The organism is Flavobacterium artemisiae (assembly GCF_042678225.1).
In the GTDB taxonomy this organism is placed as follows: domain Bacteria; phylum Bacteroidota; class Bacteroidia; order Flavobacteriales; family Flavobacteriaceae; genus Flavobacterium; species Flavobacterium artemisiae.
The window spans coordinates 1-25581 of the sequence record NZ_JBHUDZ010000018.1 but is presented as its reverse complement, the minus strand read 5'-3'; the positions used below and the strand labels follow the sequence as shown (position 1 = coordinate 25581).

General features: G+C 31.9%; 23 protein-coding genes, 2 tRNA genes and 1 rRNA gene. 7 read left to right on the top strand and 19 right to left on the bottom strand.

What is annotated here, in order from left to right; translation table 11 throughout:
- Positions 1-317: 317 nt before the first annotated feature.
- Positions 318-794, top strand: a complete 477-nt coding sequence (locus tag ACFSC2_RS19720; protein WP_379812721.1) for a hypothetical protein — start codon at positions 318-320, stop codon at positions 792-794.
- An 86-nt stretch (positions 795-880) separates the two neighbouring features.
- Here ACFSC2_RS19720 and ACFSC2_RS19715 read toward each other — a convergent pair whose 3' ends face one another.
- From ACFSC2_RS19715 to ACFSC2_RS19680, 8 genes are all read right to left on the bottom strand, one after another.
- Positions 881-1429 carry a hypothetical protein gene (locus ACFSC2_RS19715; RefSeq protein WP_379812720.1) on the bottom strand — a complete coding sequence of 183 codons (549 nt, stop codon included), beginning with the start codon at positions 1427-1429 and terminating at the stop codon, positions 881-883.
- An 11-nt stretch (positions 1430-1440) separates the two neighbouring features.
- Entirely contained in the window at positions 1441-1971 is a 531-nt protein-coding gene (locus ACFSC2_RS19710; protein ID WP_379812719.1) for a hypothetical protein, read from the bottom strand.
- A 91-nt stretch (positions 1972-2062) separates the two neighbouring features.
- Entirely contained in the window at positions 2063-3439 is a 1377-nt protein-coding gene (locus ACFSC2_RS19705) for a nucleoside permease (RefSeq protein ID WP_379812718.1), read from the bottom strand.
- Between the two features lie 69 nt (positions 3440-3508).
- Positions 3509-4201: a (d)CMP kinase gene (cmk, locus tag ACFSC2_RS19700; RefSeq protein ID WP_379812717.1), complete on the bottom strand. Its 693-nt coding sequence runs from the start codon at positions 4199-4201 to the stop codon at positions 3509-3511.
- 228 nt (positions 4202-4429) lie between these two features.
- Complete coding sequence (locus ACFSC2_RS19695) at positions 4430-5032, bottom strand: murein L,D-transpeptidase catalytic domain-containing protein (RefSeq protein ID WP_379812716.1); 603 nt, start codon at positions 5030-5032, stop codon at positions 4430-4432.
- Between the two features lie 5 nt (positions 5033-5037).
- Positions 5038-6057 (bottom strand): type IX secretion system protein PorQ, encoded by a 1020-nt coding sequence (porQ, locus tag ACFSC2_RS19690; protein ID WP_379812715.1) that lies wholly within the window; start codon positions 6055-6057, stop codon positions 5038-5040.
- Between the two features lie 245 nt (positions 6058-6302).
- Positions 6303-8768 carry an endopeptidase La gene (lon, locus tag ACFSC2_RS19685; RefSeq protein ID WP_379812714.1) on the bottom strand — a complete coding sequence of 822 codons (2466 nt, stop codon included), beginning with the start codon at positions 8766-8768 and terminating at the stop codon, positions 6303-6305.
- A gap of 249 nt (positions 8769-9017) precedes the next feature.
- The gene (locus ACFSC2_RS19680) at positions 9018-9716 is read right to left on the bottom strand and encodes a hypothetical protein (RefSeq protein WP_379812713.1); all 699 of its coding nucleotides are present in this window, start codon (positions 9714-9716) and stop codon (positions 9018-9020) included.
- Positions 9717-9886: 170 nt separating this feature from the next.
- Here ACFSC2_RS19680 and ACFSC2_RS19675 point away from each other — a divergent pair, with 170 nt between their 5' ends.
- From ACFSC2_RS19675 to ACFSC2_RS19660, 4 genes are read left to right on the top strand one after another with little or no spacing between them, the layout of a single operon-like run.
- A complete protein-coding gene (locus ACFSC2_RS19675; RefSeq protein ID WP_379812712.1) occupies positions 9887-10441 on the top strand; it encodes an RNA polymerase sigma factor in 555 nt (184 codons plus the stop codon).
- Positions 10438-10971 (top strand): anti-sigma factor, encoded by a 534-nt coding sequence (locus ACFSC2_RS19670; protein ID WP_379812711.1) that lies wholly within the window; start codon positions 10438-10440, stop codon positions 10969-10971. Before ACFSC2_RS19675 ends, ACFSC2_RS19670 begins: the two co-directional genes overlap by 4 nt.
- Complete coding sequence (locus ACFSC2_RS19665; RefSeq protein WP_379812710.1) at positions 10955-12013, top strand: DUF4097 family beta strand repeat-containing protein; 1059 nt, start codon at positions 10955-10957, stop codon at positions 12011-12013. The genes ACFSC2_RS19670 and ACFSC2_RS19665 overlap by 17 nt, the downstream gene beginning before the upstream one ends.
- Positions 12014-12047: 34 nt before the next feature.
- On the top strand, positions 12048-12776 hold the full coding sequence (locus tag ACFSC2_RS19660; RefSeq protein ID WP_379812709.1) for a head GIN domain-containing protein: 729 nt from the start codon (positions 12048-12050) through the stop codon (positions 12774-12776).
- 94 nt (positions 12777-12870) lie between these two features.
- Here the strand turns inward: ACFSC2_RS19660 and ACFSC2_RS19655 are convergent, their stop codons facing one another.
- The 6 genes from ACFSC2_RS19655 to ACFSC2_RS19630 all read right to left on the bottom strand — a co-directional run bounded on the left by ACFSC2_RS19655 (position 12871) and on the right by ACFSC2_RS19630 (position 22511).
- The gene (locus ACFSC2_RS19655; RefSeq protein ID WP_379812708.1) at positions 12871-14196 is read right to left on the bottom strand and encodes an MFS transporter; all 1326 of its coding nucleotides are present in this window, start codon (positions 14194-14196) and stop codon (positions 12871-12873) included.
- Positions 14197-14358: 162 nt separating this feature from the next.
- On the bottom strand, positions 14359-15168 hold the full coding sequence (locus ACFSC2_RS19650) for a M48 family metallopeptidase (RefSeq protein ID WP_379812707.1): 810 nt from the start codon (positions 15166-15168) through the stop codon (positions 14359-14361).
- 85 nt (positions 15169-15253) lie between these two features.
- Positions 15254-17653 (bottom strand): glycoside hydrolase family 31 protein, encoded by a 2400-nt coding sequence (locus ACFSC2_RS19645; RefSeq protein ID WP_379812706.1) that lies wholly within the window; start codon positions 17651-17653, stop codon positions 15254-15256.
- A gap of 201 nt (positions 17654-17854) precedes the next feature.
- Positions 17855-19759 carry a 1,4-alpha-glucan branching protein GlgB gene (gene glgB, locus ACFSC2_RS19640; protein ID WP_379812705.1) on the bottom strand — a complete coding sequence of 635 codons (1905 nt, stop codon included), beginning with the start codon at positions 19757-19759 and terminating at the stop codon, positions 17855-17857.
- A gap of 54 nt (positions 19760-19813) precedes the next feature.
- Positions 19814-21094, bottom strand: a complete 1281-nt coding sequence (locus tag ACFSC2_RS19635) for a glucose-1-phosphate adenylyltransferase (protein WP_379812704.1) — start codon at positions 21092-21094, stop codon at positions 19814-19816.
- Entirely contained in the window at positions 21084-22511 is a 1428-nt protein-coding gene (locus ACFSC2_RS19630; protein ID WP_379812703.1) for a glycogen synthase, read from the bottom strand. The genes ACFSC2_RS19635 and ACFSC2_RS19630 overlap by 11 nt, the downstream gene beginning before the upstream one ends.
- A gap of 115 nt (positions 22512-22626) precedes the next feature.
- Between ACFSC2_RS19630 and ACFSC2_RS19625 the strand changes: the two genes are divergently transcribed.
- Positions 22627-23493: an alpha/beta hydrolase gene (locus ACFSC2_RS19625; RefSeq protein ID WP_379812702.1), complete on the top strand. Its 867-nt coding sequence runs from the start codon at positions 22627-22629 to the stop codon at positions 23491-23493.
- Positions 23494-23537: 44 nt separating this feature from the next.
- On the top strand, positions 23538-24188 hold the full coding sequence (locus tag ACFSC2_RS19620; RefSeq protein WP_379812701.1) for an endonuclease III domain-containing protein: 651 nt from the start codon (positions 23538-23540) through the stop codon (positions 24186-24188).
- Here the strand turns inward: ACFSC2_RS19620 and ACFSC2_RS19615 are convergent, their stop codons facing one another.
- From ACFSC2_RS19615 to rrf, 5 genes are all read right to left on the bottom strand, one after another.
- A complete protein-coding gene (locus ACFSC2_RS19615; RefSeq protein ID WP_379812700.1) occupies positions 24189-24623 on the bottom strand; it encodes a nuclear transport factor 2 family protein in 435 nt (144 codons plus the stop codon).
- Positions 24624-24639: 16 nt separating this feature from the next.
- Entirely contained in the window at positions 24640-25092 is a 453-nt protein-coding gene (locus ACFSC2_RS19610; protein ID WP_379812699.1) for a DUF1569 domain-containing protein, read from the bottom strand.
- Between the two features lie 146 nt (positions 25093-25238).
- A tRNA-Leu gene (locus ACFSC2_RS19605) sits at positions 25239-25324 on the bottom strand.
- Between the two features lie 6 nt (positions 25325-25330).
- A tRNA-Phe gene (locus ACFSC2_RS19600) sits at positions 25331-25403 on the bottom strand.
- A gap of 70 nt (positions 25404-25473) precedes the next feature.
- Positions 25474-25581: ribosomal RNA gene (gene rrf, locus ACFSC2_RS19595) — 5S ribosomal RNA — on the bottom strand.

Below are 25581 nucleotides of genomic sequence, written 5' to 3'. Positions count from 1 at the left end.
CATAAATAGTTGATTCCTAATGGAAACTCTTCTCTGCCAAAAGGACTGCAAAATTACTACAAATTTCTGAATCTACAAAACAAAACCGCTATGATTATCAATATGATAATTAGAAGCAGCAAAATTTAGGTTTTTCAAGACGTTTAGTCCCGCTATCCGTTACAATCTTTTATGGTGAACCCCACCATAAAAGGATTTCCACTTCTATCGGGGCTAGATTAGAACGTTTTGTTTTCAGAAGACATAAATTGACAAACCAGACAGGTTTTAAAAAGCTGTCGGGTTTACTATATTTGCTATCAAGAAATTTATTCCCCATGAAACAAAAATCTCAAAATGATGGAAAAAGTTTTCTATCAGTTTTGCTCCTTGCAATATTAGGTTTTTCCTCTTTTACGGCTATACTTTTCATTATTGAGTTTTCTGACAATTATAAAGTTATCAAAAACGAAAAAGAGTTTACAAAAATTAAAGTAAAAATTGACTCTACAAAAATATCTTCGACCAGAAGCGGAAAAAGTTCATCATCTTTAAAATCAACAAACCATTACTTCAATAACGGAAATGTTCTAAATCATGAATCGCATGAATCTGAAATATCCGAATACATGGCCAAACATAATGATTCATTATACATATGGTACTTAGACAATAAAACTTCAAGATTTGCTTACGAAGATCAAAAGAATATAAATGTTTCACAAGAAATTGAGCGAAATAATAAACTTAAAATATATATAGCTATCTGTATTATTCCAATAGTGTTATTCTTAAGATTTAGAAAGAAATTTTAAAATCTACCCAAACAACAAACCCGACAGGTTTTAAAAACCTGTCGGGTTTGCTATACATAACTATCTTTTATCAAAATCTTAAACTTTTACAAAGATTTACTACTCTGTACTTTAGTATTAACTTTTGTTTTCACAAAAGAAGTTATATCTTCAAAATGTCCCGAACCCACTTCATCGATTCCCAAAATATAAGGCACATAATCTTTAGTAATAATTATTAAATTATCTTCTTTTACTACCCAAGTTATAAACTCATCCCAATTTATTCTTTTTGAACTACCCTCAGCAGTGATTATCAATGCTTCTTCATTAAGCTCCAAACTAACATCTTGATACTGCTTTAAAATTTCTATTTCTTCTATTTTAGCATTATTCAATTTTTTGTATTCTTTTTTTATTTTAAAAAAATAATATACAAAAGGCATGAAATTAGACAAGCCAAAAAAGAGAAACATATATCCAATTCCAAAAATATTTGGTCGTTTAAGAATGAGAAGAATCCCAACAACAATTAAAACAATACCTAAATATTGAGAATTTTTATAATAATCCTTTTTTCTTTGCCAAGCTATATCAAACAACAAATCCATTTGTTTATTATAACTATTTTCATCAAAACTTATCTTGAACTTCATAAACCAGAAAATTAAAAAGCTTTACCATGTCTAGAATTCTCACTTGCTTGAGTCCAAACTTCAGATTTAGAAAACTTACTATTTGAAAAATGCAATTCCAAATTTGGAAAAACTCCAAACGAACGTTGTGTCCCAATATCAAACCTCAAACATAAATAACGAGAACTAAAAGCATTACTTTCACCAGACCAAAATAAATATAAAGCTGAGAAGTGAATTTCAGGAATCTTTTTTAATTTTTCCTGAGGAACATACAAATTTTTCCCCTTAAAAGTTATTTTAAATAGACTCCAGTTTTTTCCATCAGATTCTACCGTTACTACTTCTCCCGTTTTATAAAACAATTGAACTCCTGAGATTTCTTTTTTTCTGCTAACAATATCATCACAAAAATCTTTTAGTTTTGAATCTGTAAATTCAAAACTAACAATTTCTTTATTCTTTAAGGTAAAGATTATTTTTTCTGGAACTTCGACTCTATCTTTATGAGCATGAATTATTCCAATAGTAAAAAGTGCAAAAATTAATAAAATTTGTTTCATATACTTCACAACAAATTAATCATAAACATCAATAAAAAGCAAACCCGACAGGTTAAAAAAACTGTCGGGTTTGCTTTTAAGAGTATATATTTTAATGACTCAAATTCTCAATTTCTTTCGGATCATGTTTATGTTTAAATAAAACAGCAAAGGCAATTGCGATAACCAAAGCATAAGCTGCAAAAGACAACCATATCGTATGCCAGTCTTTCATTAAAACTGGATTTGTAAAAATTCCATCAACAGAAACTGAATTTCCTTGTCCTTTTACAAATTCAAGCATTTTTGAATTTGTAGCATCCGTTTGCAAAAATCCTGATAATTCAGTTGTATTGGCGAATGATTTTGTAAAGAAACGGTCAATTGCCCAGCCAGAAGTTAAACTTCCTAAAACTGCTCCTACTCCATTGGTCATCATCATAAATAAACCTTGAGCCGAAGAACGAATTTTAGAATCGGTATTACTTTCTACAAATAAAGAGCCTGAAATATTAAAGAAATCAAATGCCATTCCGTAAACAATACAAGAAAGAATAATCATCCATAAACCTCCAACAGGATCTCCAAAAGCAAATAATCCGAAACGTAAAACCCAAGCCAGCATACTAATCAGCATAACTTGTTTGATTCCGAAACGTCTCAAGAAAAACGGAATTGCAAGAATAAATAACGTTTCAGAAACCTGAGAAATCGACATAATAATAGTCGAATATTTTATTACAAATGAATCAGCATATTTTGGAAAATGCTTGAATTCATCTAAAAATACATCTCCATAAGCATTTGTCAATTGAAGCGCTCCTCCTAAAAACATAGAAAAAACAAAAAACAATGCCATTTTGTAAGTACCAAATAATTTAAAAGATTCTAATCCTGTTGATTCAGCAAAAGTTGCATTTTCTTTAATTAATTTCTGTGGCACACATTTAGGAAGCGTAAAAGCGTAAATCCCCAAAACTAAAGCGCCAATTCCAGCAATATAAAACTGATATTCAGTCGCTTTACTACCACTTAAATTCGTAATCCACATCGCAGCAATAAAACCTATTGTACCCCAAACTCGAATTGGAGGAAAATCTTTTACAATATTCTTGTTGTTTAATTTTAGAGAAGTATATGAAATCGAATTACTTAAAGCAATTGTAGGCATATAACAACACATTGCAAGAAACATTACATATATAAAATTATCTGGTGTGGTTACTTGTGCAATTGCAAATAAAACAACTGCATATAAAATATGAAGTATACCGTAAAGTTTTTCTGCATTAACCCATCTATCAGCAATAATACCAGTAAGAGTAGGCATAAAAAGAGAAGCAATTCCCATGGTTCCAAAAACAAGTCCGAATTGAGTTCCTTCCCAATTCTTGGTGCCAAACCAATAATTTCCTATTGTGATAAGCCATGCTCCCCAAACAAAAAATTGAAGAAAGCTCATTAAGATCAATCTGTTTTTAATCCCCATAAAATGATTTTGTCTTTTTAATAAAAATGAAGTGGTAAAACTAACATTAAAAATATTATCTACAAAAAATTACTCAGTTTTAACAACATCCTGCACCAACTCTAAAACCGCCTGAAATTGTTCTTCTTTATTTAAGTAAGAATTATCTATTTCTATCGCATCTTCTGCAATTACAAGAGGCGAATCTTCACGATGCGTATCTAAATAATCTCTTTCTACAACATTTTTTAAAACTTCTTCATAAGTAACATTGTCTCCTTTTTGCTGTAATTCGTCAAAACGACGCTGTGCACGCGTTTCTGCACTTGCAGTCATAAAGATTTTCAATTCTGCGTTAGGAAAAACTACCGTACCAATATCTCTTCCGTCCATTACAATTGCTTTATTGGTTCCCATTTCCTGCTGTTGTTCTACTAATTTTGAACGCACTTCTGAAACTTCAGCAACTTTACTTACAAAACTAGAAACTTCAATTGTTCTAATTGGCTTTTCAACATTTTCACCATTCAAATACATTTCTGCAAAACCTAATTCTGCATTAAATTTAAACTCTAATTGAATATTTGGCAAGGCTTCGATTAAAGCTTTCTTATCAAACAAATCTACACTGATAAATTTATGCTGCATTGCAAAATAAGCAACGGCACGATACATAGCACCTGTGTCAACATAAACATATTCTAATTCTTTTGCGAGCTGTTTTGCTAAAGTGCTTTTTCCTGTCGATGAAAAGCCATCGATAGCAATGGTGATTTTTTTCAATTTTATATGATTTAATTTTAACTTTAAAGCCTTAACACATTGTAAATCAAATTAGTTTCTATAGCTAAATTTTCGATTACAAAGAATGTCTTAACACCTGCAAATATAACGAACTTGACTTTACTGCAAAGCATTGAGACAAAAATGAAAATAGATTTTACAACCAAAAAAATATGCTATTACTACGATATAGAGTAATAGCATATTTTAGAATTTTATATTTAAACCTTAATAATAAATATCCATTAAAATGTTCGATTTAGAACTATCAATAATCTTTTCAATCCTTTTAAAGAACTGTTCGTTTACCATAGGACAACCATGGCTGTTACTGATGTAATAATCTTGTTCTTCATACGGAACTGCAGAGTAATGATGCAATACGATTGCTCTCTTTACAGCATTATTATTACTTTCTTCTAATCCTGCAAGTTTATATGCTTTTCCAAATATTCCTTTATACGTTTTACCGATAGAATATCTTCCTAAAGCTGTACAATTTGAATTTGGCAAATTACTAAATTTAAGCATCCCTTTGATTCCGGTCTCAGATCCTGAGCCATGAGCGACAAGACCTTGATCTATGACCTCATTTTTCTCCAAATCATAAATAAAAAATCGATTTTTTCCAGAAGGAACCTTCATATCAATCAAAAAAGCGATTTTAGAATTGTACTTATGATCAATGTTGATTGTGTTTTTGATATCCAAAATCCTAGTATTGATTCTTTCCATTTCTATTGCCGAAATGGCATTTTCTTCTTCGAAATAGAGTTTTGAACCCGTAAAAAACCCTACAGTCATAAATAAAAACAAAGAGAATATCTTCATAGTAATTACTGAAAATTTAAAATTAGACCAAAAAGACTTGTATTAGCTGCCAATGTATATCTAGAATACGAATAGCTAAACTTTAACTTATTCATTTTTAAACCAAAACCTAATGAGACTCCCGAAAAATTACGTTGTTCCTCAACTCTTAATTCTTCTCCTCTTCTAAAATTATATCCTAAACGAAAATTAAATGCTTTCTGCGGAAAAAGTTCTACACCAAAAGCTACGTGTCTTAGTGCATTATTGACAAATGAAACTTTCTCATCACTTTTTGATCCATCGATGTTGGTTTCTCCCCGAACGGGGTTTGAAAAAGAGATATTCCATTGCTGTAGATTTTCTAACGAAAGATGCCAGCGAATAGGTACGTGCTCCAATTCTTGTGAAACACCAGCAACGATTTCAAATGGTAAATTCTCTTTTATTCCAGAGTATTTAGTAAATTGAGTACCTATATTGCGAATCACCAAGGCTAAATTTACATTGTTTTTTTCAATTAAATACAGAAAACCCAAATCTACCGCACCACCAATAGAATTATAACTTTCTAAAGTAGAAGTTATTAGCTTGGCATTAGCTCCAATAAAAAGATCTGTATAAGGAACATTGTAAGCATATCCTAAAGATAATGCACCTTCACTTCCTGTAAAGTTAGATGTAGCCTGACCATTTTCGTCATAACCCTCAAATGAACCATAATTCACGTAATTAACTCCTGCATAAAATGTCTGCACATGCCTGTCATAAGTGTATGCATAAGAAGCGGTACCGTAAGACGCTTCTCCGTAATAATTCCCATAATTGATAGCTAAATGATTGTCCATATCTGCATTTATAAGCGCTGGATTCGACATAGCCTGGTTAACATCTTCGTCATAAATTGTAATTACATCTCCACCTAAAGCTGCCTGTCTTGGTGAAGTAGTTAAATTTAAAAATTGATAGGTATAACGTCCTCCAACTTGCCCAAACGCAGTCGAATAGATTAGGATAATAAAAAATAAAACAAGTTGTTTTAGCATTCGTTTTTAGGCGTTCCAATATGGGAATAACGCAAATACAAATATAAAATTATATAACTTAAAAAATAATTTTTATAACTATCTCTTTTCAAGAATTATATAATAACTTCAAAGTTAAATTCCGGCAAATAAAATCCAGATTCCAACCTTAAATAAAACAATTTCAAAATAAAATTTAAGGATAAAAAAATCCCAAATTCCAACACTAAACCGGAATTTGGGATTTAAATTTTGAATTTTAGAGCTTAGACTTTCTTACTTACTAAAGTCTTAGCATTCTTAACCGGCTGATCTGTTAAAGCCAGAGTTAATACTTCGCTCATTTCTTTTACATAATAAAAAGTTAAGCCTTCTAAATATTCTGGTTTTATTTCATCAATATCACTTTTGTTTTCGTGACATAAAATGATTTCTTTAATATTTGCTCTTTTCGCTGCTAATATTTTCTCTTTAATACCTCCAACAGGCAACACTTTACCACGAAGAGTAATTTCTCCTGTCATTGCAACACTTTTCTTTACTTTCTTTTGAGTTAAAAGAGAAACCAAAGAAGTCAACATTGCAATACCAGCACTTGGTCCGTCTTTTGGAGTTGCACCTTCTGGAACATGTAAATGAATATTATATTTTTGAAAAATTTCTGTACTTAAACCTAATTTCTTAGCATTGGCTTTAATATACTCTAAAGCAATTGTTGCCGATTCTTTCATTACAGTTCCAAGATTTCCTGTAATTGTCAAAGCTCCTTTTCCTTCAGAAATTAATGATTCGATAAACAAAATATCACCGCCGACACTTGTCCAAGCCAAACCTGTAACTACACCAGCAATGTCATTATTTTCGTATTTATCTCTTTCTAATCTAGGTACGCCTAAAATAGCAACAATATCTTCGTCAGTAACTTTTTTGTTATACTCCTCTTCCATCGCTACAGATTTTGCAGCATTTCTGATTACTTGAGCAATTTTAGTTTCTAAATTACGTACACCAGATTCGCGTGTATAACCTTCTACTATTTTCTCTAATTGCTTTTTACCAATTGTCAAATCTTTTGCTGTTAAACCATGTGCTTCTAATTGCTTCGGAAACAAATGTCTTTTTGCGATTTCTACCTTTTCTTCTATAGTATAACCTGACATTTTGATCACTTCCATTCTATCGCGAAGAGCAGGCTGAATTGCCCCCATATTGTTTGAAGTTGCAATAAACATTACTTTAGATAAATCGTAACCCATTTCTAGGAAATTATCATAAAACGCACTGTTTTGCTCTGGATCTAAAACCTCTAATAAAGCTGAAGACGGGTCACCGCTGTTGCTGCTAGAAAGTTTATCAATTTCGTCTAAAATAAATACTGGATTTGAGGTTCCTGCTTTTTTCAAACTTTGAATGATTCTTCCTGGCATTGCTCCAATATAGGTTTTTCTGTGTCCGCGGATTTCCGCTTCATCACGTAAACCTCCTAAAGAAATACGAACATATTCACGTCCTAAAGCTTCTGCCACAGAACGACCGATAGAAGTTTTACCAACTCCTGGAGGCCCTGTTAAACATATAATTGGCGATTTCATGTCATTTCGCAATTTTAAAACTGCCAAATGCTCAATCATTCTTTTCTTCACTTCTTCAAGTCCGAAATGATCTTTGTCTAATATTTTTTGAGCCAATTTTAAATCAAATTTATCTTTAGAATATTCACCCCAAGGTAATTCTAAAAACAATTCAAGATAATTTCTTTGAATACCAAAATCTGGCGATTGCGGATTCATACGACGCATTTTTGACAATTCTTTTTCGAAGTGTTTCTGCGTTTTTTCATCCCATTTTTTGGTTTTGGCTTTCAAGCCCATTTCGTCCATTTCTTCTTCCTGCGAAACGCCTCCCAATTCTTCTTGAATGGTTTTCATTTGCTGATGAAGGAAATATTCACGTTGCTGCTGATCTAAGTCAAAACGTACTTTTGACTGAATATCGTTCTTCAATTCTAATTTTTGAAGTTCAACATTCATATAACGTAACGTTTCTAAAGCTCTTTCTTTTAAACCATTTATAGATAAAAGACCTTGTTTTTCTTTTACCGATAAATTCATATTAGAAGAAACAAAATTGATTAAAAACGATTGACTTTCAATGTTTTTAATGGCAAAAGTAGCTTCCGAAGGAATATTTGGACTTTCCTTAATAATTTGAATAGCCAATTCTTTTACAGAATCTAAAATCGCTGTAAACTCAGTATCATTTTCTTCTGGACGTTCTTCAGAAACTTCTTTTATAGTTGCTGTCATGTAAGGCTCCTCAGAAACAACTTCGTCAATTTCGAAACGTTTTTTTCCTTGAAGAATAACCGTTACATTTCCGTCAGGCATTTTTAATACACGAAGGATTCTTGCAACTGTTCCTATTTTATGAATATCATCTTTTGACGGATCTTCATCTTCTTCATTAATTTGAGAAACTACTCCAATAATTTTTCCGCCAGCATTGGCATCATTGATAAGCTTAATGGATTTATCTCTTCCTGCTGAAATCGGAATTACAACTCCTGGAAATAAAACAGTATTACGTAAAGGTAAAATTGGAAGCGAAACAGGAAGTTCTTCATTGTTCATTTCCTCCTCGTCTTCTGGAGTCAATAATGGAATTAATTCTGCCTCAGAGTCAAATTCTTGAAGTGACAGATTGTCAATAGTAAGTATTTTATGATTTGACATAATTGTATATAAGTCGTTTTGTCATTAAAAGTTTGAAACTATCTGTAAACATTTGTTCAAATACTATGTTTTCTATTCAGTATTGTATTTACAAGATAGGCCGTAAAAATAGACAATCATTATGCCAAAACCAAAAATAGTCAGCTTTGAAATTTCAGATTGACATGAATATTTAAATTCGAAAAGTAAAATCATAAAAAAAGCCGAAACTAATTTCGGCTTTAAAAACAAAAAAATGGTTATTTTAGTCTAGTTTAATTTATAAGAAGTTAATTCAGAAGAAACTCCAGTATATGAAAACTTAATAATACCTACACCTTTAGCAAGCCAGTACTCCGCTTCTGTTGTACCTGCAGATTGTCCTTGCAAAGAAGTTTCTAGTTTGAATTTAAACTTAATAACATCTTTATAAGTAACACTTTTTACAGTAGCTGTTGCTCCTTTTTCTGTAATAGTTCCAGTGTATTTTGTTGATGTTTTAATAGCTGGGAATCCTGAATAAGTAGTTTCTTGTGTGTAGTTTCCTGTCCAAGTTTTGTTTACTTCTAAATTATCTTTGAAGAATATAAACTCATACCCGCTGATTTTTCCTGACAAACCATTAGCACTAATATTAATGTCACTTAATTTGATAAGATAATCACCTCCAGTTTTTTTCAAAGATGCTGTAGCAGTTCCTCCAATATCAACACCAGAAGTTGGCGCTGCAAAAAACTTATCGAATTTATAATAAGTGCTTTCACCAATTTTTTCTGTACCGATAATTTTCATGGTAGTTTCTGTACCGCTTTGGTTTAAAACCCATTGATTTCCAACCGCAGCTGGCCAATAGTCACCTTGTGAAGCTTCTGGAGTTTCACTGTTGTCTTCAGAATCACTTGAACATGACGTTAATAATGATGTTGACACAAATAATGTCATTAACGCAAAGCTTTTTAATTTTTTCATAGTTTTAAATTTGTTATTGGTATTTGAAATTTTTTGTGAAATTATAGCAACGAATCTATAATACCTTACGGCATTACGTAAAAGCTAAAAAAAAATATTTTTTATTTTTTTTTGTAAAACTGTAACAAATCAAATTTTACCAAGTCCTTAATAAAAAAACCAAAAATTACTTGAGTATAACCAACCAAAATATCGAAGAACTAATTGCGCTTTGTAAAGAGAATAATCAAAAAGCGCAGTTTGAAATATACAATCGTTATAGTAAAGCGATGTATAACGTTGCTTATCGTATTGTAAAAGACGAACATTTTGCGCAGGACGTCATGCAGGAAGGTTTCTTGAAAGCTTTTACAAAGATTAACGATTATAAGCAAGAAGTTGCATTTGGAGCTTGGTTGAAGAAGATCATTGTGAATTACAGTATTGATTTTTACAAAAAAAACAATTCATTTCACGTTGAAGATTTAAGCAAATCACTTTATAAAATTGAGGAAGATGACAGCTTTTTTTCTGAAAAAATTGATCTGAATTCACTCAAAGTAAAACAGGTTTTAGATACCATTTTAGGCCTTAAAGATAATTATCGAATGGTATTGACGCTTTTTTTTATTGAAGGTTACGACCAAGAAGAAATCTGCGAAATTTTAAAAATCAGCTACGCCAACTGTCGAACCACATTAAGCCGAGCAAAAGAAAGTTTAAGAAAAAAATTAGAGGAAATATGAAAAAGGAGAATGACAATTTAGAGCAATTATTCGAAAAATTTGAAAATCGATGGGATATTCAGGAATTAAATCCTGATCATCAAATGGATTTTCTACAAAAATTAAATAAAAAACAGCCTAAGAAAAAATATTGGTTTGTAACCGCCATTGCTGCGTCAATTGTCTTGATGCTTGGAGTATCTATATTTTACAAAAACGAAAAACCAAAAGAATTCAAATTTGCTTCTAAAGAAACCAAAAGAACCGATTCGATTTTCAATATTTTGATCGATAATGAACTTGTAAAGCTTAAAGAAAAAAGCTCTCCAGAAAATGAGCAGATCATTAATGATGCATTAAAACAAATGAAAGTCTTTGATGCCGATTATCAAAAAATCATCAACGAACTGCAAAAAAACGGAGAAAACAAACAAATTATTTATGCAATGATCAGCAATCTTCAAACCCGTATTTCTTTTTTACAAACGGTTTTGAAACGAATTGAAGAAAACGAAAACTTTAAAAATAACAACGATGAAAAAACATTATAATCTTCTTATTTTATTCATGCTAATTCCGTTTTTAGGATTAGCAAATGATGATAGTTATATTTCTAAACAAAAAAATATTAAAAAAACGTATATCGTAAATTCTAACGCAGGAATTGACATTGACAACCGTTACGGTAATATCACTGTCTCTACTTGGGACGAAGATAAAATTGATCTTGATATCACAATAAAAGTGACAGGACCAAATGAAAATTGGGTAAACGAAAAATTAAATAGTATTGATGTAGATATCAATGCCTTAAAAGGATTGGTTTCTGCAGTTACGAATATTGGAAGTTCTTCTTTAAAAAGCAGAGGAAGCAATAACAGTTTCGAAATCAATTATATTATTAAAATTCCTAAAAACGGAGGTGCAAAGCTTTTTAATAAATACGGAAACATTACAACTCAAAACCTTGAAGGTCCTGTTAATGTTAGCTGCAAGTACGGAAAGATAAATTTAGGAAGACTAAACAGCCCTAATAATCAAATTGAAATCGCTTATTGCCAAAACTCTAATATCGATTATATCAAAAGTGGGAATGTTCACGCTCGTTATTCTGGACTGAAAATCAATGAATCTGGTAACTTGAATTTAGACACCAATTATACCGATTTAAATCTTAACGAAGGTGGTAATATTAAGTATGAATGCAGTTACGGAAATTTTAAATATCAAAAAATAAATTCACTTTCAGGATCAGGAAATTATATAACGGTTGCCGTGGGAGATATTTCAAGTAATATAAATGTAGATACCAATTATAGCAAAATAAGCGTCGCCAATATGTCTGATAAAGCAGGAAACGTAAGTATTAACTCTGGCTATACAGATGTATATCTAGGTTATAATGCCAATTATGCTTTTGACTTTGATATCTCAGCACGATATGCCGGAATAAAACATGATAATTCACTTGATATTTCTGTATCTGAAACAAAAAATACATCAAAAAGAATCAGCGGCTATTACAAGAAAAAAGGCCAAAACAAAGTCAATATTACTTCTAATTATGGAAATATCACTTTAGCAAAAAAATAAATCAAATCATCTTATTAATCAAAAAATCAAAACAATGAAAAAATCAATCTTACTGTTAGCTATAAGCGTATTATCTTTCAATAGCTTTATTAATGCGCAAGAAAATAATAAATTAAACGGAAATGGAAATGTTGTAACAGAAACCAGAACTACATCTGATTATGAAGGAATTAAAATTGCAGGTTCTTTTGATGTAGATTTAGTTGCCGGAAAAGAAGGAAAAATTATTCTTAAGGGAGAACAAAATTTATTAGCTGCTATAAAAGTGGAAGTTGAAGATAATTCTTTGAAAATTTATGTGGAGAAATCTACCAACATTCGACCAAGCAACGGTAAAAAGATTCAAATTACAGTTCCTTTTGAGAAAATCGCTGCATTAAGTTTGGCTGGATCTGGTGACGTTGTATCAAAAGATGCCATAAAAACGGATAATCTAACAATAAAATTGGCTGGTTCTGGAAATTTTACACTTCCAGTTGATACGAAAAATTTGGATTTAAAAGTGAGCGGTTCAGGAAATATTCATCTAAAAGGAAAAGCGGATACTTTCTCTACTAAACTTGCAGGTTCTGGAGATATTGATGCTTCTGATTTAAAATCAAAAATTGTTGACGCAAATGTTTCAGGTTCTGGAAACAGCAAAGTTACCTGCAACGAAAGCTTAACAGCAAGAGTATCTGGTTCTGGAAATATTAAATATGCAGGAAATCCAGAAAAAAGAGATGTAAAAGTTTCTGGATCGGGAACAATTTCAAAAAGTTAATTATTGAAAATAAAAAATCACGAATTACAAAAAACTATCATCAATCAAATAATTAGCTGCAATTCGTGATTTTGTTATCATTAAAGACGTTTCATTACTTTGAAACGTCTTTTTTATGTACTCTTCGTAAAAGGAAAATCGCTGTAACAAAGAAGATTCCTAAAATTACAATCGCAGAACGCGGACTTCCAGTAATTTGATCAATAATTCCATAAACACACATTCCGATTACAATTCCGATTTTTTCTGCAACGTCGTAAAAACTAAAAAATGATGCTGTATCTTCTGTATCAGGCAATAATTTTGAATAGGTTGATCGTGATAATGCTTGTATTCCACCCATAACTATTCCTGCCAGCGCAGCCATTGCATAAAAATGTATTGGCAAACTTATGAAGTAAACGATGATACAAAAAACCACCCAAATAAAGTTTATAGCAATCAACGTTGGAATATTACCCCATTTTGCAGATGCTCTAGAGGTTAAAATCGCACCCGCAACAGCAACTAATTGAATTAGTAAAATACATATAATAAGTCCAATCGTACTTTCTTCTTTAGAAGACCATTGAATTTCCTGTGCTCCAAAATAAGTTGCCACTAACATTACAGTTTGAACCGCCATGCTTGAAACAAAAAAACCTCCTAAATAACGTTTTAAGGGCACAATATTTTGTAGACTTGCCCAAACTTTTTTTAGTTCTTTAAATCCGTTAAAAACAACATTTTTAGTTAATTTCTGTCCGGTTTCTTTACTTCCTTTTGGAAGATAATAATAAGTATATTGACTAAAAAGAATCCACCAAACTCCAACCATTACAAAAGAATACCTCATGGCTTTCATTGCCGCTTCTCCATCTGTTCCTGTTATGCCAAAAAGTTTTGGCTTCATGATCATTGCTAAATTTATAATCAATAAAATCACGCTTCCAATATATCCTAACGAATATCCTTTTGCACTAATTCTATCTTGCTGCTCTTCAAAAGCAATATCAGGAAGATAAGAATTGTAGAAAACCAAACTTCCCCAGTATCCAAGCAATCCTAAAAAATAGAAAAACAATCCAACATAAATATTGTTAAGATCGAACCAATATAATCCCATGCACGACAAAGCTCCAACGTAACAGAAAAATTTCATGAATGCCTTTTTATTTCCTACATAATCGGCAATTCCAGACAATAATGGAGAAATAAAAGACACAACCATAAAAGCAAAAGCAGTAATAAAACTAATTAATGCAGAATTTTTAAGGTGCAAACCAAAAACATCGATATAATGATCGCGGTCAGTAAATAATGCTTCATAAAAAATAGGGAAAACTGCCGAAGCAATAGTAAGTGTATAAACTGAATTGGCCCAATCGTAAAATGCCCAGGCATTAAGGAGTTTTTTATCTCCTTTTTGTAGGTTTTTCATATTCTATTTTAGTTAAGAAGCTACGAATGTATTTAATTTTTCGGATAATTAAATTACTTTTTGTTAAATCGTTTATTAAAAAATCTTAAACAAGATCTAAATACAGAGTATAAAAAAAGCTATTCTCATTCGAATAGCTTTTATATCTTTTTTATCGTGGTTTTATTTGATAACTCCAACTTTTAATGCCGTCGCTCTTGCTTCTGGAATTAAAGATTTTAAATTAGCAATTCTTGTCGCATCAGACGGGTGCGTGCTCATGAATTCTGGTGTACCAGATCCTCCAGATTTTGCAGCCATTCTGCTCCAGAAAGAAATTGCATCATCTGGATTATAACCTGCAATAGCCATAAGAGTTAAACCAATTTTATCAGCTTCCGTCTCATTACTACGGCTAAATGGCAGCATCACTCCCACTTCTGTTCCCATTCCATATGCTTGAGAAAAAATCGCTTGCGTTTGAGCCGATTTACTGCTTGTTGCTGCATCTAAAACTGCTCCTCCAATTTGCTGCAATTGTGCGGCGCTCATTCTTTGTGCTCCGTGATTTGCCAAGGCGTGAGAAACCTCGTGTCCCATAACGGTTGCTAAACCTGCTTCATCTTGAGTAATCGGTAAAATTCCTGAATATACAACGATTTTACCTCCTGGGAGACACCATGCGTTTACTTCTTTATTATCAACTAATTTATATTCCCATCTGTAATCTTTCAAATATTGAGACTGACCTAAAAAAGTTAAATATTTTTCAGCCGCTGCTTTGATTCTAAAACCTACTGATTCTACTCTTTTAGCATCTGCGGTACCAGTAATAACTTTATTTTCAGACAAAAAAGTACTGTATTGCTGAAAAGAGGTTGGAAATAATTCACTGTTTGAAACAAAATTCAAGTTCTGTTTTCCTGTAATTGGATTCGTTGCACAGGCTAAAACAAGACTACTGAAAATCCCTAAAAACAAATATTTTTTCATAATTTAAGCTATTTTTATATAACAAAAATACAATTATTATGAATTATTCCCTTACACAATTTGTCAAAAAAGTATCAGAATTAGACTATTCAGCTATTAAATGAAGTTCATTAAACTCTTTATCAACTATTAAGAATTTATTTGCTTCAAAACTTATTTTATCAAATTCTATTTTCTCGTTATCAATTTCTATCTCGGTTACTTTAAAAGGAAGCCCAATTAAATTGATTTTATATTTTGAATAAGGAGTATCGTATTTTCCTTCTTTATGAAGCTGAATGATCAGTTCTTTTTCTTTTCCGATAATTCTAAACGATAAAAAGCTGTAACGTCCTTTTTTATAATCGTAACCATCTTGTGCATCTTCATAAACAACCGACTTTTCTTTGCCATTTTTAAAGTAAATATCAAGCGTTAATTCGTCAAATTCTAATTCGCCGACATATTGCTGTACTGGATATTTTGGAATGATCGCACCCGCTTTTACAAAAACCGGAATTTCGTCAAATTTACTATCAACCCAGATTTCTCTTCCACCAACAAAAAAATCATTCGTCCAATAGTTATACCACTCACCTCTTGGTATATACATACGTCTACCTACAGCATTAGGTTCAAGTATTGGACAAACCAAAATTTGATTTCCGAAGATAAATTCATCGTTTCTGTAATGCGTTTGCGTATCATCTTGATCATAATAAACAAGAGGTTTCAACATCGGAATTCCTTCTTCGATATACTGCCAGAACATCGTGTATAAGTACGGTAATAATTGATAACGAAGACTGACAAATTTTCTCGTAATATTAATCACTTCTTCATCAAAAGCCCAAGGTTCTTGATTTCCGTGATCACCAGAAGAATGTGTCCTGCAGAATGGATGAAAAACACCTAATTGAATCCATCTTGCGTATAATTCTCCAGTTGGTTGTTCGGCAAAACCTCCAATATCAGAACCTGTAAATCCCATTCCTGAAATTGACATTCTTTGTACTTGAATATTAGCAAGCCACAAATGTTCCCAAGTTGCGACATTATCTCCTGTCCAAGAAGAAGTATAACGTTGTGCACCAGAATAAGCCGATCTTGTAATCACGAATGGACGTTTCGGATAAACAAAACGTTTTACACCATGATAAGTCGCCCTCGCCATTTGTGTTCCATAAATATTATGTGCTTTTCTATGAGAACATGGATTTCCGTCATAAACGTGACGAACATCCATCGGAAAAGTTTTATTCGGAACCTCCATAACCGCAGGTTCATTCATATCATTCCATACACCTTTTACGCCTATATCTGAAATTAATTCTTTAAATAAACCAGCCCACCATTCTCTAACAACGGGATTTGTATAATCTGGAAAGTTACATTCCCCAGGCCATACTTTTCCTTTCATATAAGGACCATCGGCTCTTTTACAGAAATAATCTTTTTCTAAGGCTTCTTTATAAACCCAATAATCTTTATCAATTTTAATTCCCGGATCGATAATTACGACTGTTTTAAAACCGTCTTCGGCTAATTCTGCCACCATCTTTTTTGGATCAGGAAAGTAATTTTTGTTCCAAGTAAAACATCGAAATCCGTCCATATAATCGATATCCAAATAGATAGCGTCGCACGGAATTTGTAATTCCCTAAATTTTGAAGTAATCTCTTTGACTTTACTTTCTGGATAATAACTCCATTTACATTGATGATAGCCTAAAACCCAAAGCGGCGGTAATTCTGGTTTTCCTGTTAAATCAGTATAAGTGGTTACAACGTCTTGCATTTGAGGGCCGTAAACAAAATAATAATTCATTTCTCCTCCTTCTGCCCAAAAACTTGTAATATTTCTTCTTTCTTGACAAAAATCAAAAAAGGTTCTAAAAGTGTTGTCAAAAAATATTCCGTAAGATTGTTTATTATGAAGACCAATGTAAAACGGAACTACTTTATATAATGGCTCTTGATCTTTTTGATAAGCATATTGATCTGTAGCAAAATTTTCTACTCGTTTCCCTTTCAGGTTCATTTGAGTAGCTTTATCCCCAAGACCGTAATAACATTCACCGTCTTTAGAATATTTGCTCATTTTTACAATGTTTCCGCCATATTCATAACTTTCTTCCCAATGAAAACCTAGTTCATCTTCAAGAATTAAAAAATCATTTAAGTCATAAATTGAAAGACGAAGATCTGCTTTCTGTATTTTGCATTTTACTTTGCTGGTACGAATTAGAAAAAAAGTTTCTTCATCTGTAAGTTCTAAGAAATTATATCCGTGAAGCTGTGTTTTATCGATTGCGTATGAAAAGTCATTGCTAAAATACCCTTTTGTAGTAAACCGAAAACGAATTAAACTGTCTCTTAAAATAGTAACTTTTAGAATTACTTTATTATCCGTATTAAAAAAAATAGAATCGCCTTCGTGTTCAAAAGAGACAATTTTGGATGGATATAAATCGCCTTTATATTCTAATGATGTGTTTGTAATCATATCGCTTCTGAATTAATTATAGAACTTTTTCACTCTTTCAAACATACAAAAAAACTAGATAAACCTCTATGAATAAAAGGTTTATTAACGAAAACGTTTTTTCTGTATGTCTGTTAAATTTGATATTCAAAAAACAGCAATTCGATAATTTAAAAACCTTAAATTAACAAAATAGCATTCTTTAAAATAAGATTCTAATTTTTAAGTGAAAGAAAAAGCAACGACACTTAACGGAGGTAAAATTAATGCGACTGAATAATCTCTTCCGTCATAAGATATGGAATCTATGTGTAAATTTTCTGAATTTTGAATACCGCTTCCTCCATAAATTGTCGCGTCTGTATTAAAAATTTCTTTTAATTTTCCTTTATGAGGAACTCCAATTCTATAATTTTCCCTAACTACTGGAGTAAAATTACAAACTACAATTACATTTTCATTTTCATTATTACCTTTTCGGATATAAGACAAAACCGCATTTTGATGATCTAAATAATTTATCCATTCAAAACCTTCTCCTGAAAATTGTTTTTCATACAAGGCAGGCTGCGATTTATAAAACTGATTCAAATCTGTAATCAATTTTTTAATTCCAGAATGCAGATCATATTGCAATAAATGCCAGTCTAAACTTTGCTCAAAATTCCATTCACTAGTTTGTCCAAATTCAGCCCCCATGAACAATAATTTCGTTCCTGGATGCGTAAACATATAACCATAAAGCAGTCTTAAATTGGCAAAACGCTGCCATTCGTCGCCCGGCATTTTGTAAATTAAAGATTTTTTGCCGTACACCACTTCATCATGTGAAAACGGAAGCATAAAATTTTCAGTGAATGCATAAGTCATTGCAAAACTCAACTCGTTTTGATGGTATTTACGGTAAACAGTTTCTCTTTGAAAGTATTGTAAAGTATCGTGCATCCAGCCCATCATCCATTTCATTCCGAAACCTAAACCTCCAAAAGATGTAGGTCGCGAAACCATAGAAAAAGAAGTACTCTCTTCAGCAATAGTTTGTACACCAGAATAATTAGAATATATTACTTCGTTAAATTCTTTAAGAAAGCTAATAGTTTCGAGATTTTCATTTCCACCAAAAATATTCGCTTCCCATTCTCCTTCCTTTCGAGAATAATCCAAATATAACATCGAAGCAACAGCATCTACTCGTAAACCATCAACATGATAATGCTGGAGCCAAAAAAGAGCATTACTGATTAGAAAAGCACGAACTTCATTTCGTCCATAGTTAAAAACTAAACTTTTCCAATCCGGATGATATCCTTTTCTTCGATCGGGATGCTCGTATAAATTTGATCCGTCAAAGAATCCGAGTCCGTGAGCATCTTCTGGAAAATGAGACGGCACCCAATCCAAAATAACACCAATTCCAGCTTGATGTAATTTATCGATTAAAACCATAAGATCCTGTGGTTTACCAAATCGGGAAGTTGGCGCAAAATAGCCTGTTAACTGATATCCCCATGAAGGATCATAAGGATATTCCATAATGGGCATAAATTCAACATGCGTAAAACCAGTTTCTTTTACGTAAGCAACCAAATCATCTGCAAGCTCTAAATAGCTTAAAAAACGATTATGATCTGCACGTTTCCAAGATCCTAAATGCACTTCGTAAACCGAATAAGGTTTGTCTAAATCATTATGATTATGACGATTTTGCATCCAGTTTTCATCTTTCCACTTATAGTCTAAATCCCAAACTACAGAAGCAGTATGAGGAGGTTTTTCGCAGTATAAAGCAAACGGATCTGCTTTTTCTGTTGTAACTCCATTAATATTCGATTGAATTTTATATTTATAAAGTGCACCTTTCGAAACATCAGGAATAAATCCTTCCCAAATACCCGAAGAATCCCAGCGAACCTGCAGTTGATGTTCACCTTGAACCCAATAATTAAAATCGCCCACAACCGAAACCGAACTCGCTGTAGGCGCCCAAACAGCAAAATAAACGCCTTTTACTCCATTAACTTCAATTAAATGCGCACCAAGTTTTTCATATAATCTATAATGTTTTCCGGCTTTAAAAAGATCAATATCAAAATCGGTAAAAAGAGAATGGGTAATAACTTTATTCATATTTGTATTTTAGCAATATTGGAATTTATTTTTTTCTATTGGAATTTTAAAAAGTTATTCTATCCTGAAATTGTCTGAAAGTACAACACCTTTTTTGATTACAACAATTCCGTCTTTGATACTATATAATTCATTGGTAAAATTATCTAAATGTTTTCCTCCATTAATATGGACATTATTTCCTATTCTAACATTTTTATCAATCAAAGCATTTTTAATAAAGCAGTTTTCTCCAATTCCGACATGAATTTTATTGATACTGCTTTCATGGTTTAATTCATCCAAATCTTGGTAAAAATCGTTACCCATCACATAACAGTTTTCTAAAATTGTTCCCGCACCAACTCTGGAACGAATACCAATTACAGAACTTTTTATTTCTTTAGCATTAATAATACAGCCTTCAGAAATTAAAGATTGGTTGATAATTGAATTTCTGAATTTCGACGGAGGCAATAATCTGGGTCTTGTAAAAATCTTATTATCGTTATCGAACAAATTAAATTCTGGAATATCAGCAGTAAGCCCAATATTAGCTTCAAAAAATGATTCTATATTTCCGATATCAGTCCAATAACCTTCGTATTGATAACTTAGTATTTTATGTTTTCCAACGGCATGCGGAATTATTTCTTTTCCAAAATCTTTAGTCTCAGGGTTTGCCATTAACTCTTCAAGCAACGATTTATTAAAAATATAAATTCCCATAGAGGCCAGATATTTTTTCCCTTTTGCATGCATTTCTTCGCTTACTTCAGATTCCCATTCAGGCAAAAGTGAAGCATCAGGTTTTTCAATAAATGCTTCTATACAGTTCTCATGATTGGTTTTTAAAATCCCAAATTCTGGAGCGTCTTTTGCATTAACAGGAAGTGTTGCGATAGAAATTTCCGCGTTGCTGGCAATGTGTGCTTCAAGCATTTCATTAAAGTCCATTTGATACAATTGATCTCCGGATAGTATTAATGCATGGTCGAAGTCATGTTTAAGAAAATGAGACATACACTGGCGAACGGCATCTGCAGTTCCCTGAAACCATGTCGGATTATCTGGTGTTTGCTCTGCGGCCAAAATATCAACAAATGATTGGCTGAAAATGCTAAAATTAAAAGTGTTTTTAATATGTGCATTTAATGATGCTGAATTAAATTGAGTCAAGACAAATATTTTGAAAATGTCTGAATTAATACAATTTGAAATCGGAATATCGACCAGTCTATATTTTCCTCCAATAGGTACTGCAGGTTTTGATCTGGTTTCTGTCAATGGAAACAAACGGGATCCTTGCCCGCCTCCTAAAATAATGGCAACAACGTTTTTCTTTTTAAATTTCATTTTGCTGAATTATTAAGTTGTATATTTTGATATATTCCTCACATGCTTTTTCCCAGGAATGATCTGTTGTCATTCCTTTTTTAATTATTTTATTAAAACTTTCTTTATCAGCAAACAAACCAACTGCACGATTAATCGAATAACAAATATCACCTACCGAAGCCTGATCGTGGCAAATTCCATTTCCGTCGTCTCCAAAGTCAATAACAGTATCTCTTAACCCGCCAGTTCTTCTTACTATCGGAACGGTTCCATATCTAAGGGCATACATTTGGTTCAGCCCGCAAGGTTCTACTCGAGAAGGCATTAAAATAAAATCTGATCCTGCATAAATTAAATGCGCCAAATCTTCATTATAACCTATAAAAACATTGTAATTTCCTTTATAGTCATCTCGTAATTGTTGTAATTGCTTCTCAATCTCTGCATTTCCTGAACCAAGTATAAGTATATTTATATCCTCGAAATTCTCTGACAAAGCTAATGCCGAAGCTTGAGGAAGAAGATCACCACCTTTTTCTTCAAATAATCTTCCAATAAAACTAAAAAGAGGTTTTGAAGAATCTAACTCAAATTGTTCACATAATTTTTCTTTATTTTTCTGTTTTCCAACTTGAAAATTTTCAATCGAATAATTAGATGCAATTCCTTCATCCTTAGAAGGATCCCAGACTTCAAAATCAATTCCATTCAGAATTCCAATAGATTTATTTCGAACAGATTTAAACAATTCCTCCAAACCATTTGCAGAATAGTTAATTTCATTTAAATAACTTGGAGAAACAGTTGTTACTGCATTGGCACATTTAATGCCGACTGCTAATGAATTAATAGAATTATTCCATTCTAAAAAACCAATATGTCTCAGATCAAATTCTGGCAAATAATATAATTTATCGAAACCAAACCAGCCCTGATACAATCCGTTATGAATTGTTAAAACCGTTTTAACCTCTTTTAACGTCTCATATTTATAAGCAAATTGAAACAAAAACGGAATTACAGCCGTATGATGGTCATGGCAATTAATAATATTTGGAATTCCATTCCTTGCTATAATCCAGTCTAATGTCGCAATCTGAAAAGATAAAAATCTTTCGATATCATCTTCATATCCATAAACATTCGGGCGGTTGAATAATTCATTAATTTCTATTAGATATAATTCATACCCAAGCTTATCGGTAGTTTCTTTTAAAACGCTGAAAGGAAAATTAAAATTTCCGAGTTTAACCGTTCCCCAATGAACACATTCAAAATCATTTTCGCTTCTAAACTTGGTATCATAACAAGGAACTACAACTCTAACATCATGTCCTGCAGATTTTTGATATTTTGGTAGCGCTCCAACAACATCTGCCAAACCGCCAACCTTTGCCATAGGATAACATTCTGCACTAATATGAAATATTTCCATCAAGAAATTAATTTGTGATTATTTTTAGGAAGCAATTATTTATATGCTACTTTTATGTTCTTTAAATTTAGCAAAAAAATAAGCAAAGTGCAGCTTCAAAATAAATTTTAACGAAATGGCAAAAAAGGCAATTAATCCTACTAAATCATTAAAAATTCCAGCAATAATTATAATATCCGCGAAAATATGCGCGCTGTTCTCAACAAAGCTGGTTACAAAATTTGCTGCAAGAATATTTACAACTCCAATAAAACATAAAGTTCCTAAACGTGAACTAGAAATGGATGCGAAAAGCATACAAAAACAGATTTATGTTCCCGCAATAAATAAAAACATAGTTACCTATTTATACGGTCAAAGTGATCGCAAAATATTATTAGTGCACGGATGGTCAGGACGCGGAACACAATTATTTAAAATTGCTGACGAGCTTTTGCAAAATGGTTATTCAACTGTGAGTTTTGATGCTCCAGCACATGGAAAATCAGAGGGAAATACAACAATAATGTCTGAGTTTATAGCTTCAGTCTTAGAACTCGAAAAACAATTTGGACCTTTCGAAATAGCAATAGGTCATTCCCTTGGTGGCATGTCTGTTCTAAATGCGATAAAAGATGGTTTACAAGTAAATAAAGCGGTCATTATTGGAAGCGGTGATATTGTACAGGATATTCTAGATGAATTTATATTGAAGTTAAAATTAAAAAAAGACATTGGAAACCATTTAAAAGACCTTTTTGAGAAAAAGCACCAAGTAAAAATGGATGATTTTTCAGCATATCGAGCTGCTCAAAAAATTAAAATTCCTGTTTTAGTGATTCATGATAATGATGATCCAGAAGTTCCCGTAAAAGCTGGAGTACATATTCATCAAAATTTAGAAAATGGAAGTCTCTTTTTAACGGAAGGACTTGGGCATAGAAAAATTTTAGGAAATCATAATGTGATTAAAAAAATTCTTGCCTTTATCGAAAATTCGTAATTTTATATAAGTCACTAACCATCAAACATTAAAACATCACAAAAATGGATTTATTTGGAGAATCATTAGATTGGGAAACTAAATTAAAACCAATTTTAAAAAAATATAAAGGAAAGAAACATCCACTTGATTATCAAAATACGTATCAGTTATTAATCATGGTTATTCTTTCTGCGCAAGATTCTGATGCGAATATTAATGCCATTTCTCCATTATTATTTGAAAAATATCCAACTTTAAACAGCCTCTCAAAGATAGACTTTGAAGATTTGATTCCTTATATAAGCAAAGTACGTAATCACGCCACTAAGGCAAAATGGATTATCGAAATTGCAAAAACAATTAAACACGATAAAAATATTCCAGTGAAGATGTCTGAATTAACAGCTCTAAAAGGTATAGGAAGAAAATCTGCAAATGTTATTTTAAGAGAAACACATAAACCTGCGGAAGGAATAATTGCTGATTTACATGTAATTCGTGTTGCTCCAAGAATCGGAATTATAAAAGAAAGTAAAGACGGTAATAAAGTGGAAAAAGACTTAATGCAAGTTCTTCCAAAAAGCATTTGGTCAGAAATTGGAATGGCGATTTCTTTTCTAGGTAGAGAAACTTGTAGACCAAAGCCTAAATGTCCAGAATGTCTATTAACAGATATTTGTCTCTATTATAAAACAGAAATTCTTTCTAACTAACTATTTTCTTCTTGTATCAATCAAATAAATAATTTTCCAAGAATCTTTTTCTTTGAATAAAGTAAAGGTATTAACACCTGAATGACTAAGTTTTTCATTCAAATAAAACTCGTACGGTGCCCAAACACGTGCCATTGATCCATCAATTTGGATATTGTAATTCAAAATTTTTTCTTGAAATTTTACAGTTGAAGGAATCGAAGCTATTGATTTATAAAATTCTGCTGAATTCTCATTGTTTAATTTGTTTCCCTTAACTGCATTTTCACTGATTGATTGCAATATAATTTTATCAGAGCAAACAGATTTTATTTTTATTGAATCTTTTTGATGAAAACCTTCAAAAAATAATTCAATAGTTTTTTGAACTTCCTGTTTTTGTGCGCGTACTGTTAATGCTAAGCATAAAAAACATAAAATAAAACATATCTTCATACCTGAAATATTTTAATTAAACACCAAATTGGTTTAAATGATGATCCAAATGTTTAGCAAACATATTATTCCATTCTTTAGATGTCAATTGTCCAAAAGGAAGAGATTCTTTCCCTTCAAATTCATTTTCTCCTAAATTCTGAGTTTTGTTGATATAATTAACAAGCCTGTTTTTCTCAATATCAAAATCTTTATCTCCTTTTATAATAAATTGCGGAGCTGTTTTAATATTTCTTGTGTAAGGAGTATCACCAACAACCGTTTTCTTAGCTAGTACTTTTAAAATAAATCTCATAAAAGCATTTGGTTTTGGATGAATATTATCAAACACCATTTCATACGTCACATTGCAATGAGCCAGCATTTGATCAACAGACATTTTACCCCAAAGTGGTTGAGAGTCATTTTTTAACTGATTAATACGATTGATAAATTCGTCACAATCTTCTCGTTTAAAAACATTTTGCATAATCTAAATTTATAGTGACAGAAATAGATCAGTAAAAATATAAAAATACTCTGACAAACGATTACAACAAATATAATTTTATATAATAAATTTGAGTTTATTTCAAAAAAAAACTTCAATCAGCAAAAGCCAATTGAAGTTTTTAGTACTCAGAGCGGGACTTGAACCCGCACGAACATTGCTGTTCACTGGATTTTAAGTCCAGCGTGTCTACCAATTTCACCATCCGAGCATTATGTGGTACCTCCAGGGATCGAACCAGGGACACATGGATTTTCAGTCCATTGCTCTACCATCTGAGCTAAGGTACCTTTAAATCAACTCATAAAATAAGAAGATTAGAATAAAAAACCCCGTTAAAAAAAACAGGGTTTTTCAAAAGAAAGGCGACGACATACTCTCCCACAAAACTGCAGTACCATCTGCGCAGGCGGGCTTAACTTCTCTGTTCGGAATGGGAAGAGGTGAGCCCCGCCGCAATAACCACCT